General features: G+C 61.6%; 10 protein-coding genes. 9 read left to right on the top strand and 1 reads right to left on the bottom strand.

Features of this window, described 5'->3' with window-relative positions:
- Window positions 1-16: 16 nt before the first annotated feature.
- On the bottom strand, window positions 17-2,461 hold the full coding sequence (locus tag AAIS01_RS11065; protein ID WP_343469049.1) for a penicillin-binding protein 1A: 2,445 nt from the start codon (window positions 2,459-2,461) through the stop codon (window positions 17-19).
- Between the two features lie 205 nt (window positions 2,462-2,666).
- Between AAIS01_RS11065 and AAIS01_RS11060 the strand changes: the two genes are divergently transcribed.
- The 9 genes from AAIS01_RS11060 to gltB all read left to right on the top strand — a co-directional run bounded on the left by AAIS01_RS11060 (window position 2,667) and on the right by gltB (window position 15,673).
- Window positions 2,667-3,731 (top strand): type IV pilus assembly protein PilM, encoded by a 1,065-nt coding sequence (locus tag AAIS01_RS11060; protein ID WP_214913703.1) that lies wholly within the window; start codon window positions 2,667-2,669, stop codon window positions 3,729-3,731.
- Window positions 3,731-4,297 (top strand): PilN domain-containing protein, encoded by a 567-nt coding sequence (locus AAIS01_RS11055; protein WP_343468994.1) that lies wholly within the window; start codon window positions 3,731-3,733, stop codon window positions 4,295-4,297. Before AAIS01_RS11060 ends, AAIS01_RS11055 begins: the two co-directional genes overlap by 1 nt.
- On the top strand, window positions 4,294-4,917 hold the full coding sequence (pilO, locus tag AAIS01_RS11050) for a type 4a pilus biogenesis protein PilO (RefSeq protein WP_343468993.1): 624 nt from the start codon (window positions 4,294-4,296) through the stop codon (window positions 4,915-4,917). The genes AAIS01_RS11055 and pilO overlap by 4 nt, the downstream gene beginning before the upstream one ends.
- Window positions 4,914-5,459 carry a pilus assembly protein PilP gene (locus tag AAIS01_RS11045; protein WP_343468992.1) on the top strand — a complete coding sequence of 182 codons (546 nt, stop codon included), beginning with the start codon at window positions 4,914-4,916 and terminating at the stop codon, window positions 5,457-5,459. The genes pilO and AAIS01_RS11045 overlap by 4 nt, the downstream gene beginning before the upstream one ends.
- The gene (locus AAIS01_RS11040) at window positions 5,456-7,525 is read left to right on the top strand and encodes a type IV pilus secretin PilQ (RefSeq protein WP_343468991.1); all 2,070 of its coding nucleotides are present in this window, start codon (window positions 5,456-5,458) and stop codon (window positions 7,523-7,525) included. Before AAIS01_RS11045 ends, AAIS01_RS11040 begins: the two co-directional genes overlap by 4 nt.
- A gap of 4 nt (window positions 7,526-7,529) precedes the next feature.
- Complete coding sequence (gene aroK, locus AAIS01_RS11035) at window positions 7,530-8,048, top strand: shikimate kinase AroK (RefSeq protein ID WP_024616288.1); 519 nt, start codon at window positions 7,530-7,532, stop codon at window positions 8,046-8,048.
- A gap of 147 nt (window positions 8,049-8,195) precedes the next feature.
- Window positions 8,196-9,296, top strand: coding sequence for a 3-dehydroquinate synthase (aroB, locus tag AAIS01_RS11030; RefSeq protein WP_256229395.1), 1,101 nt, complete (start codon window positions 8,196-8,198; stop codon window positions 9,294-9,296).
- A 10-nt stretch (window positions 9,297-9,306) separates the two neighbouring features.
- Complete coding sequence (locus AAIS01_RS11025; protein WP_343468990.1) at window positions 9,307-10,875, top strand: AAA family ATPase; 1,569 nt, start codon at window positions 9,307-9,309, stop codon at window positions 10,873-10,875.
- 349 nt (window positions 10,876-11,224) lie between these two features.
- Complete coding sequence (gene gltB / locus AAIS01_RS11020; RefSeq protein ID WP_343468989.1) at window positions 11,225-15,673, top strand: glutamate synthase large subunit; 4,449 nt, start codon at window positions 11,225-11,227, stop codon at window positions 15,671-15,673.
- Window positions 15,674-15,675: the final 2 nt, after the last annotated feature.

Below are 15,675 nucleotides of genomic sequence, written 5' to 3'. Positions count from 1 at the left end.
TTTGTGCGATGGCCGGTCAGAACAAATCGATCGGCGCCGCCTCATCCGCCGGCAGTGGGCTGCCAGGCGCTACGCCGTTGTCCAGTTCGTTGATCGACGGTGGGGTATCTTCGCTCTTGAACAGTTCGAAATACGCACCTGGAGTACTTGGGGTGGCTGCGCGGCCGCTGACCGGGTCGACCCGCAGACTGAGGATGCCTTCCGGTTCCGGTTGGGTGTGTGGCGGTTTGTCCTTGAGGGCGGCGCCCATGAAACTCATCCAGATCGGCAGCGCCACGGTGCCGCCGTATTCGCGCCGGCCCAGGCTTTCAGGCTGGTCGAAACCGGTCCAGACGGTGGTGACGTAATCGCCGTTGTAGCCCGAGAACCAGGCGTCCTTGGATTCGTTGGTGGTGCCGGTCTTGCCGGCCAGGTCGGTACGGCCCAGGGCCAGGGCGCGGCGGCCGGTGCCGAGCTTGATCACGTCCTGCAGCATGCTGTTGAGAATGTAGGTGGTACGGCCATCAATGATGCGCTCGGCAATGACCGGCGCTTGCGGTACGGCTGGCGCGGTTGTGGCTTCACCCGGTGTCGCCTCTACCGTGAACGTCTCGCTGGCCGGTGCGGCGACCCCGTCGCTGGCCTGCTCGCCTGAAGGTACCCGTGGCGGGTTGGCGAGGAACAGCGTGTCGCCGTTGCGGCTTTCGATTTTGTCGATCAGGTATGGGGTGATTTTGTATCCGCCATTGGCGAACGTGCTCCAGCCCGTGGCGATTTCCATCGGGGTCAGGGTTGCCGTGCCCAGGGCCAGCGACAGGTTGCGCGGCAGGTCCTGCTTGTTGAAGCCGAACTTGCTGATGTAGTCGATGGTGCGGTCCACGCCCAGCGCCTGCAGCAAGCGGATCGACACCAGGTTACGCGACTTGTACAGCGCTTCGCGCATGCGGATCGGGCCCAGGAAGGTATTGGTGTCGTTCTTCGGGCGCCAGACCTTGTCCAGGTATTCGTCGACAAACACGATCGGTGCGTCGTTCACCAGGCTGGCGGCGGTGTAACCGTTATCCAGGGCCGCGCTGTACACGAACGGCTTGAAGCTTGAACCTGGCTGGCGCTTGGCCTGCATCGCGCGATTGTAGTTGCTCTGCTCGAAGGCGAAGCCCCCCACCAGGGAGCGGATGGCGCCATCCTGCGGGTCAAGAGACACCAGGGCGCCTTGGGCGGCGGGGATCTGGCTGAACTTGAGGGTGTTGTCCGGTTGGCGTTGTACCCGGATCAGATCGCCCACTTGAGCGACGTCCGACGGTTGTCGGGGGGTGGCGCCCATGCTGTTGGTGTTGAGGAATGGGCGTGCCCATTTCATGGTGTCCCAACTCACGTGTTCTTCCAGCTCGCCATTGCGGGTCAGTACCAGAATGCCATCCTTGTCCACCTGAGTGACGATCGCCGGTTCCAGGCTGCTGATGGTGCGCTGCTTGGTCAGCTCCTGGGCCCAGGCTTCTTTGGTCTTGCCGGGCAGGCGCGATTCAGGCCCGCGGTAGCCGTGGCGTTGATCATAGGTGATCAGGCCCTCATGCAGCGCGGTGTTGGCCATCTCCTGGAGGTTGCTCGGCACCGTGGTGACCACGCGAAAACCCTCGGTATAGGCGTCGCTGCCGTAACGTCCGACCATCTCGGCACGGGCCATTTCGGCGATGTACGGCGCGTTCACCTCAGGGGTCGGTACGTGGTAACTGGCATTCAGTGGCTCGTTGACCGCGGCGGTGTAGTCGGCCTCGCTGATCTTGCCCAGCTTGTACATGCGCCCCAGGATCCAGTCGCGACGCTCCTTGCTGCGCGCCGGGTTGGCCAGCGGATTGAAGCGCGACGGTGCCTTGGGCAGGCCTGCGATCATCGCCATCTGCGCCAGGCTCACATCTCGGATCGACTTGCCGTAGTACACCTGCGCCGCTGCCTCGATACCGTAGGCGCGGTTACCCAGGTAGATCTTGTTGACGTACAGCTCCAGGATTTCGTCCTTGGTCAGCTGTCGCTCGATTTGCAGGGCCAGCAGAATCTCGGTGGTCTTGCGCGAGAAGCTACGCTCACTGGTCAGGAAGAAGTTTTTCGCCACCTGCATGGTGATGGTGCTGCCACCGGACTGGATGTGGCCACTTTTGATCAGTTGGCTCGCCGCCCGCATCAGGCTGCCCGGATCGACGCCGTAGTGATTGGCGAAGTTGTCGTCTTCAGCACTTAGTAACGCATTGATGAAATTGGGGGGAATGTCGGCGAAACGGATCGGTGTGCGGCGCATTTCGCCGAATTCTGCAATCAACTTGTCGTCGCTGCTGTATACCCGCAGGGGAATCTGCAACTGAATGCTTCTCAGCGTCTCCACGGACGGCAATCCCGGACTAAGGTAAAGAAACGCACCGCTCAGACCCAGGAGCAGTCCGCAGAAAACGGCGAGGATGGACCATCCGAAAAATTTCAGCAGACGAATCAAGGCTTTTGGATATCCAGGCAAAGAATGAAAAGGCGCCAGGTGCAGGGATGTACCCGTGCTTGCATCAAGCGAAAAAAACGCTGGGCATTATAAGCATTTTTTTTCGTCGGGGACGCCACCCGGACGTCCGTCGGGCCGGAGTCATTGAACGCAACGCATATTAGAGAGTCCGTAACTCACGGATAGTCATAGGGAATTGGTAGTGCTACGACTCTTCAATAAAAAAGCCCATACGCTTTTGGGGATAGACATCAGTTCCACGTCGGTGAAGCTGCTTGAATTGAGCCGTCAGGGCGAGCGGTACCGTGTCGAGTCCTACGCGGTCGAACCGTTGCCGGCCAACGCCGTGGTCGAAAAGAACATTGCCGAGCTCGAAGGAGTGGGTCAGGCATTGTCACGGGTGCTTGCCAAGGCCAGGACACCCTTGCGCAACGTGGCGGTGGCTGTGGCGGGGTCGGCGGTGATCACCAAGACCATCGAGATGGACGCCGGACTTTCCGACGATGACATGGAAAACCAGCTCAAGATCGAAGCCGATCAATACATTCCTTATCCGCTGGACGAGGTGGCCATCGACTTCGAAGTCCTGGGCGTTTCACCGCGCAGCGCCGAGCGGGTCGAGGTGCTGTTGGCCGCCTGTCGCAAGGAAAACGTCGAAGTTCGCGAGGCCGCGCTGGCACTCGCGGGGCTGACGGCCAAGGTGGTCGATGTGGAGGCCTACGCGCTGGAGCGCGCCTTCGGCCTGCTCGCGACGCAACTGGCCGCGTCCCAGGAGCGGTTGACGGTGGCGGTGATCGACATCGGCGCCACCATGACCACCCTGAGCGTGCTGCATAACGGGCGGATCATCTATACCCGCGAACAGTTGTTCGGCGGTCGCCAGCTCACCGAGGAAATCCAGCGCCGCTATGGCTTGTCACCTGAACAGGCAGGGCAGGCCAAGAAACAGGGTGGCCTGCCGGACGATTACCTCGGTGAGGTCCTGCAACCTTTCCGCGAGGCCCTGGTGCAACAGGTATCGCGGTCCTTGCAGTTTTTCTTTGCGTCGGGTCAGTACAGTGCGGTGGACCACATCCTCTTGGCGGGAGGCACCGCCTCGGTCGCGGGCCTGGACCGGCTGATCGAACAGCGCCTGGGCACGCCAACCCAGGTGGCCAATCCGTTCTCCAATATGGCCCTGGGCAGCAAGGTCAACGCCGGTGCCCTGGCCAGTGACGCACCGGCCTTGATGATTGCCTGCGGGCTGGCCCTCAGGAGTTTTGACTGATGGCGCGGATCAACCTTCTCCCCTGGCGAGAGGAGCTGCGTGAGGAGCGTCGCAAGCGCTTCTTGCTGGCATTGGTGGGCGCATTGGTCGGTGCGGCGGGCCTGACGCTGATTGCGGTCCGCTACCTGGACAGTGCCATTGACCACCAAGTGGCTCGCAACAGTCATATCAGCGAGCAGATCGCCGTACTGGACGAGCGCATCAAGCAGATCAGCGAACTCAAAGCCCGTCGCCAGCAACTGCTGGAGCGCATGCGCATCATCCAGGACCTGCAGGGCAACCGCCCGGTCAGCGGGCGTATCTTCGATCAACTGGCGCGAACCCTGCCAGACGGGGTGTATTTCACCGAAGTGAAGATGGAAGACAAGACGCTCTCCATCAAGGGCGCGGCGGAATCGAATAACAGGGTCTCGGACCTGATGCGTAACCTGGACTCATCGGACCTGTTCGATGCCCCCAGCCTGACGGAGGTCAAGGCCACCACGGCCGGTCAACTCGATCAGGCCAACGTCTTCCAGCTGACGGTTCGCCAGACCCGTCCGGCCACTGTTGAGGACGCCCAATGAAACCGGGGGAGTGGTTCGAAGCGCTGCGCAAGATCGACATCAGTGAACTGGATACCAACAACATGGGCTCCTGGCCGATGCCGGTCAAATGGTTGACCGGTATCCTGCTGGTCATCCTGGTATTGGGCCTGGGCTATAACTTTGCCTTGAGTGACCTGGAGAACCAGCTACAGCAAGTGCGCGGAGAAGAAAACACGCTCAAGGCACAGTTTGCGGGCAAAGCCCATATGGCCGCGAACCTGGAGCGCTACACCGAACAAATGAAGCAGATGGAAGCCTCCTTCGGCGTGCTGTTGCGGCAATTGCCCAGTGACACCGAGGTGCCTGGCCTGCTGGAGGACATCACCCGCACCGGCCTGGGCAGTGGCCTGGAGTTCGAGGAGATCAAGCTGTTACCGGAGGTCACCCAGCCGTTTTACATCGAGCTGCCGATCCAGATCACCGTCACCGGCGACTACCATGACCTGGCAACTTTCGTCAGCGGCGTTGCCGGATTGCCACGGATCGTCACCCTGCATGATTTCGACATCGCCCCGATGGCGCCTGACGCGGGCACGAAACTGCGTATGAGCATCCAGGCCAAGACCTACCGGTACAACGAGCAGGAGGTGCAGCCATGAAACCGGCCTATCGCATCTTCCTGCTGGCAGGGCTGGTCATGCTGGCGGGCTGCAACAACGATAACGGCTTCAGTGATCTGGACGCCTACATGAACGAGGTGCGGCTGCGCCCGCCCGGCAAGATCGAGCCAACGCCGACGTTCAGGCCTTACGAAACCTTCACTTACCGCGCCGCCGACCTGCGCAGCCCGTTTTCACGGCAGGTCAGGGTGGATCAGGCCGGTCGGCAGAAGGGGGCGCGCAACGTCCGGCCCGACCCTGCCCGGGTCAAGCAGTACCTGGAAGGCTTCAATATCGAGCAGTTTGAAATGGTCGGGACGATTTCCAACGTCAGCGGCTCCTTCGCGCTGCTGCGCGGTGCTGGCGGGGTACATCGGCTCAAGGTCGGTGACTATCTGGGTCGCAACGACGGGCGGATCGTCGGCATTAGCGCCACTCAGGTCGATGTAGTCGAAATCGTTCCAGATGGCGAGGGTGCCTGGCTCGAACGCCCACGGACCCTTCCTCTGAAAGAGCACTCAATAGTGGAACTCGAACAATGAACAGGATTTTTTCAGCCCTCGGTATTTCGCTATGGATAGCGCTGTTGTCGCCGATGGTTCATGCGGCCAATCTGAAAACGCTGGATGTCGCGGCGCTGCCGGGGGACCGTATCGAGTTGAAGCTCACCTTCGACGGGCCGCCACCTGCCCCCCGGGGCTATACCACCGAGCAACCGGCCCGGATCGCCCTGGATCTGCCGGGGGTGACCAGTCAACTGGGCCGTAAAAGGCATGACCTTGGCGCTGGCAATGCACGAAGCGCCACCGTGGTCGAGGCGGCCGACCGTACCCGCCTGATCATTGGCCTGACCCAGCTAGCGCCCTATACCGCGCGGGTCGAGGGCAATACCCTGCTCGTGGTGGTCGGCAAGGGGGCGGTTCCCAGCCCTACTTCCCAAGCTTCACGCCCGGCAGCTCCCAGCGCTGTGCCTGCCAGAGCCAGCGTGCCGGCGGGCAAGGCCATCCGGGGGGTTGATTTCCAGCGCGGGACTCAGGGCGAAGGCAACGTGGTGATCGATCTGTCTGATCCCTCGATCGCCCCGGACATCCAAGAGCGTGAAGGCAAGATTATCCTCGACTTCGCCAAGACCCGGTTGCCCGAACCGCTGCGAGTGCGCCTGGACGTCAAGGATTTCGCCACCCCGGTGCAGTTCGTCAATGCCAGTGCCGGCGCCGACCGGGCCACCATCAGCATTGAGCCCAGCGGTACTTTCGATTACTCCACCTACCAGACGGATAACAAGCTGACCGTCAGTGTCCGGCCCATGACGGTCGAGGACCTGCAGAAACGCGATGCCGGTCGTGCGGCCTACAGCGGTGAAAAGTTGTCCCTCAACTTTCAGGACATCGAGGTGCGCTCGGTCCTGCAACTGATAGCCGATTTCACCAACCTCAATCTTGTGGCCAGTGACACGGTGCAGGGCGGCATTACCTTGCGCTTGCAAAATGTGCCCTGGGACCAGGCGCTGGACCTGGTGCTCAAGACCAAGGGGCTGGACAAGCGCAAGGTCGGCAACGTGCTGCTGGTCGCTCCTGCCGACGAAATTGCCGCCCGTGAGCGTCAAGAGCTCGAATCCCAGAAGCAGATTGCCGACCTGGCGCCGCTGCGACGTGAGCTGTTGCAGGTCAACTATGCGAAGGCTGCGGACATTGCCAAGCTGTTCCAGTCGGTGACCAGTGCCGAAGCCCAGGCCGATGAGCGCGGTACGATCACGGTCGATGAGCGAACCAACAACATTATTGCCTACCAGACCCAGGACCGGCTCGACGAACTGCGCCGGATCGTGGCGCAGTTGGATATCCCGGTCCGCCAGGTCATGATCGAGGCGCGGATCGTCGAGGCCAACGTCGACTACGACAAGAGCCTGGGCGTGCGCTGGGGTGGGTCGATACAGAAGGGCAACTGGAATTCCTCCGGGGTCACCAGCGGTGACTCCACCACCATCGGCACGCCGGGCAGTACCAGCACCAACCAGCCGTTTGTCGATCTGGGCGCTTCGGGCAATACATCCGGCATCGGCATCGCCTTCATCACCGACAATGTATTGCTGGATCTGGAGCTGACGGCCATGGAGAAAACCGGCAACGGGGAAATCGTTTCCCAGCCCAAGGTGGTGACGTCCGACAAAGAGACGGCAAAGATCCTCAAGGGCACGGAGATTCCCTATCAGGAAGCCAGTTCCAGCGGTGCCACCTCGGTGTCGTTCAAGGAGGCCTCGCTGTCCCTGGAAGTGACGCCGCAGATCACTCCGGACAACCGCATCATCATGGAAGTCAAGGTCACCAAGGATGAACCGGATTACCTGAACAAGGTGCAGGATGTGCCGCCAATCAAGAAAAACGAAGTCAACGCCAAGGTGCTGGTCAATGACGGCGAGACCATTGTGATTGGCGGGGTTTTCTCAAATACTCAGAGCAAGGTCGTAGATAAGGTGCCATTTCTTGGCGATGTGCCGTATCTTGGCCGCCTTTTCCGGCGTGATGTAGTTTCGGAGAAAAAATCCGAGCTGCTGGTATTCCTCACTCCGCGTATCATGAATAACCAGGCGATTGCTGTGAGTCGTTGATTCTGTGCGAAATTTGATTCTTGTTGGGCCGATGGGCGCTGGAAAAAGCACCATCGGCCGTTTGCTGGCCAAAGAGCTGCGCCTGCCATTCAAAGATTCCGACAAGGAAATTGAATTGCGCACGGGTGCCAATATCCCATGGATCTTCGATAAGGAAGGCGAGCCCGGCTTTCGTGACCGCGAGCAGGCGATGATCGCCGAGCTTTGCGCGTTTGACGGTGTGGTGCTGGCCACCGGGGGCGGCGCGGTGATGCGCGAAGCCAATCGTCGGGCGTTGCATGCCGGCGGACGAGTGGTCTATCTGCATGCTTCCGTCGAGCAACAGGTTGGCCGCACCGCTCGGGATCGTAACCGTCCATTGTTGCGCACCGCCGACCCGGCCAAGACCCTGCGCGACCTGCTGGCACTGCGTGATCCGCTGTACCGGGAGATCGCTGATCTGGTGGTGGAGACTGACGAGCGGCCGCCGCGAATGGTGGTGCTGGACATTCTCGATCGCCTGCAGCAACTGCCACCCCGTTAATGCGTCGCGGGAAATGCGCTATCCTCGGCGTCCCGCCATGGCGCCCTGGAACGTGGCGGATAGCCATCGATTGACATCACAACAGGCAGCGTGGACTTTCGTTAATTGCAGGCAGCACGCCTGAATCCATCTTCACTGTGGGGACACATGCAGACACTTAAGGTCGACCTGGGCGAGCGCAGCTACCCGATTCACATTGGCGAAGGTTTGCTGGACCGGCCCGACTTGCTGGCGCCGCATATCGCCGGACGGCAAGTGGCGATCATCTCCAACGAAACCGTCGCACCTTTGTATCTGGAGCGTCTGACCCGCAGTCTGTCGGCTTTCTCGGTCATTTCCGTGGTGCTGCCTGACGGCGAAGCCTTCAAGAACTGGGAAACCCTGCAGCTTATTTTCGATGGCCTGCTGACCGCGCGGCACGACCGCCGCACCACGGTGGTGGCCCTGGGCGGCGGGGTGATCGGCGACATGGCCGGTTTCGCCGCCGCTTGCTATCAGCGCGGTGTTGATTTCATCCAGATCCCCACGACCCTGTTGTCCCAGGTGGACTCGTCGGTGGGCGGCAAGACCGGGATCAACCATCCGCTGGGCAAGAACATGGTGGGTGCTTTCTACCAGCCCAACGTGGTGCTGATCGACACCGCGACCCTCAATACATTGCCCGCCCGCGAGCTGTCTGCTGGGCTGGCTGAAGTCATCAAGTACGGGCTGATCTGCGACGAACCGTTCCTGGGCTGGCTGGAAGAAAACGTCGACCGCCTGCGTGCGCTGGATCAGGCTGCGCTGACCTACGCTATCGAACGTTCCTGTGCGGCCAAGGCCGCAGTGGTCGGTGCCGATGAGCGCGAGTCGGGCGTGCGCGCCACGCTCAACCTGGGCCATACCTTTGGCCACGCCATCGAAACCCACATGGGCTATGGTGTCTGGCTCCATGGCGAAGCGGTTGCGGCCGGTACGGTCATGGCCCTGGAGATGTCCGCGCGTTTGGGCTGGATCAGTGAGCAGGAGCGCGATCGCGGTATTGCTCTGTTCCAGCGCGCCGGGTTGCCGGTGATCCCGCCCGAAGAGATGACCGAAGCCGATTTTCTCGAACACATGGCAATCGACAAAAAAGTGATCGACGGTCGCCTGCGTCTGGTGCTGCTGCGCCGCATGGGCGAAGCTGTGGTGACCGACGATTATCCGAAAGAGGTTCTACAGGCCACGCTGGGAGCGGATTATCGCGCCCTGGCTCAGCTTAAAGGTTAATGAGATTCCAATGACTAGTTTGCATGCCGACGAGGCTTTCCTCGGCCATTTCCAGTTGAGTCATGACCCTTTCGCGCCACGGGTTCCAGGCTTCAAGTTTTTCCCCGCCCAACGCAAACCGGTTCTGGGCCAGTTGCATCATCTGGCGCGCTACAGCCAGTTGTTGCTGGTGGTCACCGGCCCTCAAGGCAGCGGCAAGACCTTGCTGCGCCAGGCCCTGGTGGCCAGCACCAACAAACAGTCGGTGCAAAGCGTGGTGGTATCGGCCCGGGGCGCGGGTGACGCGGCCGGTGTACTGCGTCAGGTCGCCCAGGCGCTGAATGTCGCCCAGGCTGAAATCGGTGCGATTCTGGATCAGATCGTGCAACTGGCGTTGACCGGGCAGGAAGTCTATCTGTTGGTGGACGACGCCGAGCAACTCGATGAGTCGGCCCTGGAAGCCTTGCTGGCCTTGGCTGCCGGTGCGCCGGAGGGCCGTCCCCACGTCTTCCTGTTTGGTGAGTCGTCGCTGATCGCCGATCTGGACCAGTTGAATCTTGAGCAAGAGCGCTTCCACGTCATTGAGCTGGCGCCCTACACCGAAGAGGAAACCCGTGAATACCTGGCCCAACGCCTTGAAGGCGCCGGTCGGGGCATCGAACTTTTCACCGCGGATCAGATCTCTGAGATTCACGAAAGCTCCGATGGCTGGCCTGGAAATATTAACCAGGTGGCCCGCGATGCTCTCATCGAAGTCATGATTGCCAGCCGCTCAGCGGTAAAGCGTCCAAGTATGGGGTTCAACATGCCGAAGAAACACGTATTGGCGATTTCCGCCGTGGTCGTGGTCGCGATCGCCGCCGCCTGGCTGATGCCGGGTCGCAGCAAGGCGCCGACCACGGGCGCACCCGCCAACGAACAGGCACAACTGCCTCTGGGCCAGGACGCAGCGCAGCCCAATGGCGGCGCTCCGGAGGTGGAGTTCGCCGGTAACACCCAGCCGATGCCGCTGCCGCTGGTCGGTCAGTCGCAACCGGTCATGCGCAGTCCCCTGGCTGAAGCCGCTGGCGGTATCACCGAGGGCGACGACGGCGCGGCACCACCGATCGATGACACCAGCGATACGCCGCCAACCGTGACCACCAGCGCCCCACCGGCGGGTGTGCCGGCTGGCCCGGCACCCACCCCGGCGCCAGTGCCAACCCCAGCCCCCGCTCCGACCGCCAAGCCTGCGCCGGCCCCCGCCCAGGTGGCCACGGCCAAGCCTGCTCCAGCCCCAGCCCCGGCAGCCAAGCCGGCCACCCAGGCCGCTGGCGGAAGCTGGTACGCCGGTCAGGCTCCGGGGAGTTATGTGGTACAGATCCTCGGCACCAGTTCCGAAGCGTCTGCGCAAAAATTCGTCAAGGAGCAGGGCGGCGAGTACCGTTATTTCAAGAAGATGCTTAACGGCAAACCGCTTTATGTCATCACCTACGGCAATTTCGCCAACCGTGATGCAGCCGTTTCCGCCATCAAGGCCTTGCCAGCGAAGGTTCAGGCTGGTAAACCTTGGCCTCGCACTGTCGCCAGCGTCCAACAGGAACTGGCAGCAACTCGCTGAAGATTCGGCGGCCTTACCCAGGCCGCCTCTCCCGGCACCTCAAAATTTCCGCAAGAGCGAGCGACCTTTCAGGCCGCGCGCCTTGTGGTGTCTGCGTCACAGTAGCGTTTGAGTCGCAGCGGTCGAACCCAAAAAAGTTTTGACTAGCACAGCATATAGCTTTAAACCTTTCACAAATGCGACATGGATTTGCGACGTTTCGTCGTCAAATTTGTGAGCCCTTGTGTCGGTGTGTACAATGACCTCCCTTTTGCCCCCGCAAAGCTGGCGTACGTTCGGCGCGGCACGCAACTGGCTGAATTGAAAAGAAATTTGCCTCGATAAGAGGCAGCCTGGTGAGAAAGTGTCTATGAAAGCAGGTCTGTACCAACCAGATGAATTCAAGGATAACTGCGGTTTCGGCCTGATTGCTCATATGCAGGGCGAACCCAGCCATACCCTTTTACAAACGGCCATTGAGGCCCTGACCTGCATGACCCACCGCGGTGGGATCAACGCCGACGGCAAGACCGGTGACGGTTGTGGCTTGCTGATTCAAAAGCCTGACGAGTTCCTGCGTGCCGTTGCCCAGGAAACGTTTGGCGTGACCCTGCCCAAGCAGTACGCGGTGGGGATGGTGTTCTTCAATCAGGACCCGGTGAAGGCCCAGGCGGCTCGCGAAAACATGAATCGCGAGATCCTGGCCGCCGGCCTGCAATTGGTGGGCTGGCGCAAGGTGCCGATCGACACCAGCGTCCTCGGCCGCCTGGCCCTTGAGCGTCTGCCGCAGATCGAACAAGTGTTCATCGCGGGCGAAGGCCTGAGCGATCAGGACATGTCGATCAAGCTGTTCAGCTCCCGTCGTCGTTCGTCCGTGGCTAACGCCGCCGACACCGATCACTACATCTGCAGCTTTTCCCACAAGACCATCATCTATAAAGGCCTGATGATGCCGGCGGACCTGACCGCCTTCTATCCGGACCTGAGCGACGAGCGCCTGAAAACCGCGATCTGCGTGTTCCACCAGCGCTTCTCCACCAACACCCTGCCGAAATGGCCGCTGGCCCAGCCATTCCGCTTCCTCGCCCACAACGGCGAGATCAACACCATCACCGGCAACCGCAACTGGGCGCTGGCCCGTCGCACCAAGTTCGCCAACGACTTGATGCCGGACCTCGAAGAACTCGGCCCGCTGGTCAACCGCGTGGGTTCGGATTCCTCGAGCATGGACAACATGCTCGAACTGATGGTCACCGGCGGCATCGACCTGTTCCGTGGCGTGCGCATGCTGGTGCCGCCGGCCTGGCAGAACGTCGAGACCATGGACCCGGACCTGCGTGCGTTCTACGAATACAACTCCATGCACATGGAGCCGTGGGACGGCCCGGCCGGTATCGTCATGACCGACGGCCGCTACGCCGTGTGCCTGCTGGACCGTAACGGTCTGCGTCCGGCGCGCTGGGTCACCACCACCAACGGGTTCATCACCCTGGCTTCGGAAATCGGTGTCTGGAACTACCAGCCCGAAGACGTCATCGCCAAGGGCCGCGTGGGCCCGGGCCAGATTTTTGCCGTGGACACCGAAACCGGCCAGATCCTCGACACCGATTCCATCGACAACCGCCTCAAGTCTCGTCATCCGTACAAGCAATGGCTGCGCAAGAATGCCCTGCGCATCCAGGCGACCATGGAAGACAACGACCACGGTTCGGCTTTCTACGACGTCGATCAGCTCAAGCAGTACATGAAGATGTACCAGGTGACGTTCGAAGAGCGTGACCAGGTGCTGCGTCCGTTGGGTGAGCAGGGCTACGAAGCGGTCGGCTCCATGGGCGACGACACGCCGATGGCCGTGCTGTCCCAGCGCGTGCGCACACCGTATGACTATTTCCGCCAGCAGTTCGCTCAGGTGACCAACCCACCGATCGACCCGCTGCGCGAAGCGATCGTGATGTCCCTGGAAATCTGCCTCGGTGCCGAGCGCAACATCTTCCAGGAGTCGCCGGAACACGCCTCGCGCGTGATCCTCAGCTCGCCGGTCATTTCCCCGGCCAAATGGCGTTCGCTGACCAACCTCGACCGCCCGGGCTTCGAGCGTCAGGTCATTGACCTGAACTACGACGAAAGCGTCGGCCTTGAAGCGGCGATCCGCAACGTGGCCGATCAGGCTGAAGAAGCCGCGCGCGCCGGTCGCACCCAGATCGTGCTGAGCGACCGTCACATTGCCCCGGGCAAGCTGCCGATCCACGCCTCGCTGGCCACCGGTGCGGTGCACCACCGCCTGACCGAAAAAGGCCTGCGCTGCGATTCCAACATCCTGGTGGAAACCGCCACCGCGCGCGATCCGCATCACTTTGCGGTGCTGATCGGTTTCGGGGCCTCGGCGGTCTATCCGTTCCTGGCCTATGAAGTGCTGGGCGACCTGATCCGCACCGGTGAAGTGCTGGGCGACCTCTATGAGGTGTTCAAGAACTATCGCAAGGGCATCACCAAGGGCCTGCTCAAGATCCTCTCGAAGATGGGGATCTCGACCATTGCTTCGTACCGCGGTGCGCAATTGTTCGAGGCCATCGGCCTGTCCGAAGAAGTCTGCGAGCTGAGCTTCCGTGGCGTGCCGAGCCGCATCAAGGGGGCACGGTTCGTCGACATCGAAGCCGAACAGAAAGCCCTGGCGGCCGAAGCCTGGAGCCCGCGCAAGCCGATCCAGCAGGGCGGGCTGCTGAAGTTCGTCCACGGTGGCGAATACCACGCCTACAACCCGGACGTGGTCAACACCTTGCAAGCCGCCGTGCAGCAGGGCGACTACGGCAAGTTCAAGGAATACACCTCGCTGGTGGACAACCGTCCGGTGTCGATGATTCGCGACCTGCTCAAGGTCAAGACCCTGGATACGCCGCTGGACATCAGTGAAATCGAGCCGCTGGAATCGGTGCTCAAGCGTTTCGATTCCGCCGGTATCTCCTTGGGCGCCCTGTCTCCGGAAGCCCATGAAGCCCTGGCTGAAGCCATGAACCGCCTTGGGGCGCGCTCCAACTCCGGCGAAGGCGGTGAAGACCCGGCGCGCTACGGCACCATCAAGAGTTCGAAAATCAAGCAGGTGGCCACCGGCCGCTTCGGTGTGACGCCGGAGTACCTGGTCAACGCCGAAGTGCTCCAGATCAAGGTTGCCCAAGGCGCCAAGCCCGGCGAAGGCGGTCAACTGCCCGGCGGCAAGGTCAACGGCCTGATCGCCAAACTGCGCTATGCGGTCCCCGGCGTGACCCTGATCTCACCGCCGCCTCACCACGACATCTACTCGATCGAAGACCTGTCGCAACTGATCTTCGACCTCAAGCAGGTGAACCCGAAGGCGCTGGTCTCGGTGAAGCTGGTGGCAGAAGCGGGCGTGGGCACCATCGCCGCCGGTGTGGCCAAGGCTTATGCCGACCTGATCACCATCTCCGGCTATGACGGCGGCACCGGTGCATCGCCGCTGACCTCGATCAAATACGCCGGCGCCCCGTGGGAACTGGGCCTGGCCGAGACCCACCAGACCCTGCGCGGCAACGACTTGCGCGGCAAGGTCCGGGTGCAGACCGATGGCGGCCTGAAAACCGGCCTGGACGTGATCAAGGCGGCCATTCTCGGGGCCGAGAGCTTCGGCTTCGGCACCGCGCCGATGATCGCCCTGGGTTGCAAATACCTGCGTATCTGCCACCTGAACAACTGCGCCACAGGCGTGGCGACCCAGAACGAAAAGCTGCGCAAGGACCACTACATCGGCACCGTCGACATGGTGGTGAACTTCTTCACCTACGTGGCCGAGGAAACCCGCGAGTGGCTGGCGAAGCTGGGTGTGCGCTCGCTCGAAGAGCTGATCGGCCGCACCGACCTGCTGGAAGTGCTCGAAGGCCAGACCGCCAAGCAGCATCATCTGGACCTGACGCCGTTGCTGGGCAGCGATCATATCCCGGCGGACAAGCCACAGTTCTGCCAGGTTGATCGCAACCCGCCGTTCGACAAGGGCGAACTGGCCGAGAAGATGGTCGACATGGCCACCTCGGCGATCAACGACCTGAGCGGTGCCGAGTTCGAACTGGCTATCTGCAACTGCGACCGTTCCATCGGTGCGCGGATCTCCGGCGAAATCGCGCGCAAGCACGGCAACCAGGGCATGGCCAAGGCGCCGATCACCTTCCGCTTCAAGGGCACCGCAGGCCAGAGCTTCGGCGTCTGGAACGCCGGTGGCCTGAACATGTACCTGGAAGGCGACGCCAACGACTACGTGGGCAAGGGCATGACCGGTGGCAAACTGGTCATCGTTCCGCCCAAGGCCAGTGTCTACAAGACTCAGGACAGTGCGATCATCGGCAACACCTGCCTGTACGGCGCCACCGGCGGCAAGCTGTTCGCCGCTGGCACCGCGGGCGAGCGTTTCGCCGTGCGTAACTCCGGGGCCCATACGGTGGTGGAAGGCACCGGTGATCATTGCTGCGAGTACATGACCGGTGGTTTCGTCTGTGTCTTGGGCAAGACCGGTTACAACTTCGGCTCTGGCATGACCGGCGGTTTCGCCTACGTGCTCGACCAGGACAACACGTTCGTTGACCGGGTCAACCACGAACTGGTGGAAATCCAGCGCATCAGCGGCGAGGCGATGGAAGCCTACCGCAGCCACCTGCAGCGCGTGCTGGACGAATACGTCGAGGAAACCGACAGCGAGTGGGGTCGTGAACTCGCCGAAAACCTCGATGACTATCTGCGCCGTTTCTGGCTGGTCAAGCCCAAGGCTGCCAACCTGAAGTCGTTGCTTTCCAGCACCCGTGCCAACCCGCAGTGATA

This window comes from Pseudomonas halotolerans (assembly GCF_039581215.1).
GTDB lineage: Bacteria > Pseudomonadota > Gammaproteobacteria > Pseudomonadales > Pseudomonadaceae > Aquipseudomonas > Aquipseudomonas tehranensis.
Note: the sequence above shows the minus strand (reverse complement) of the source record. Positions and strands in the feature narration are given on the sequence as shown.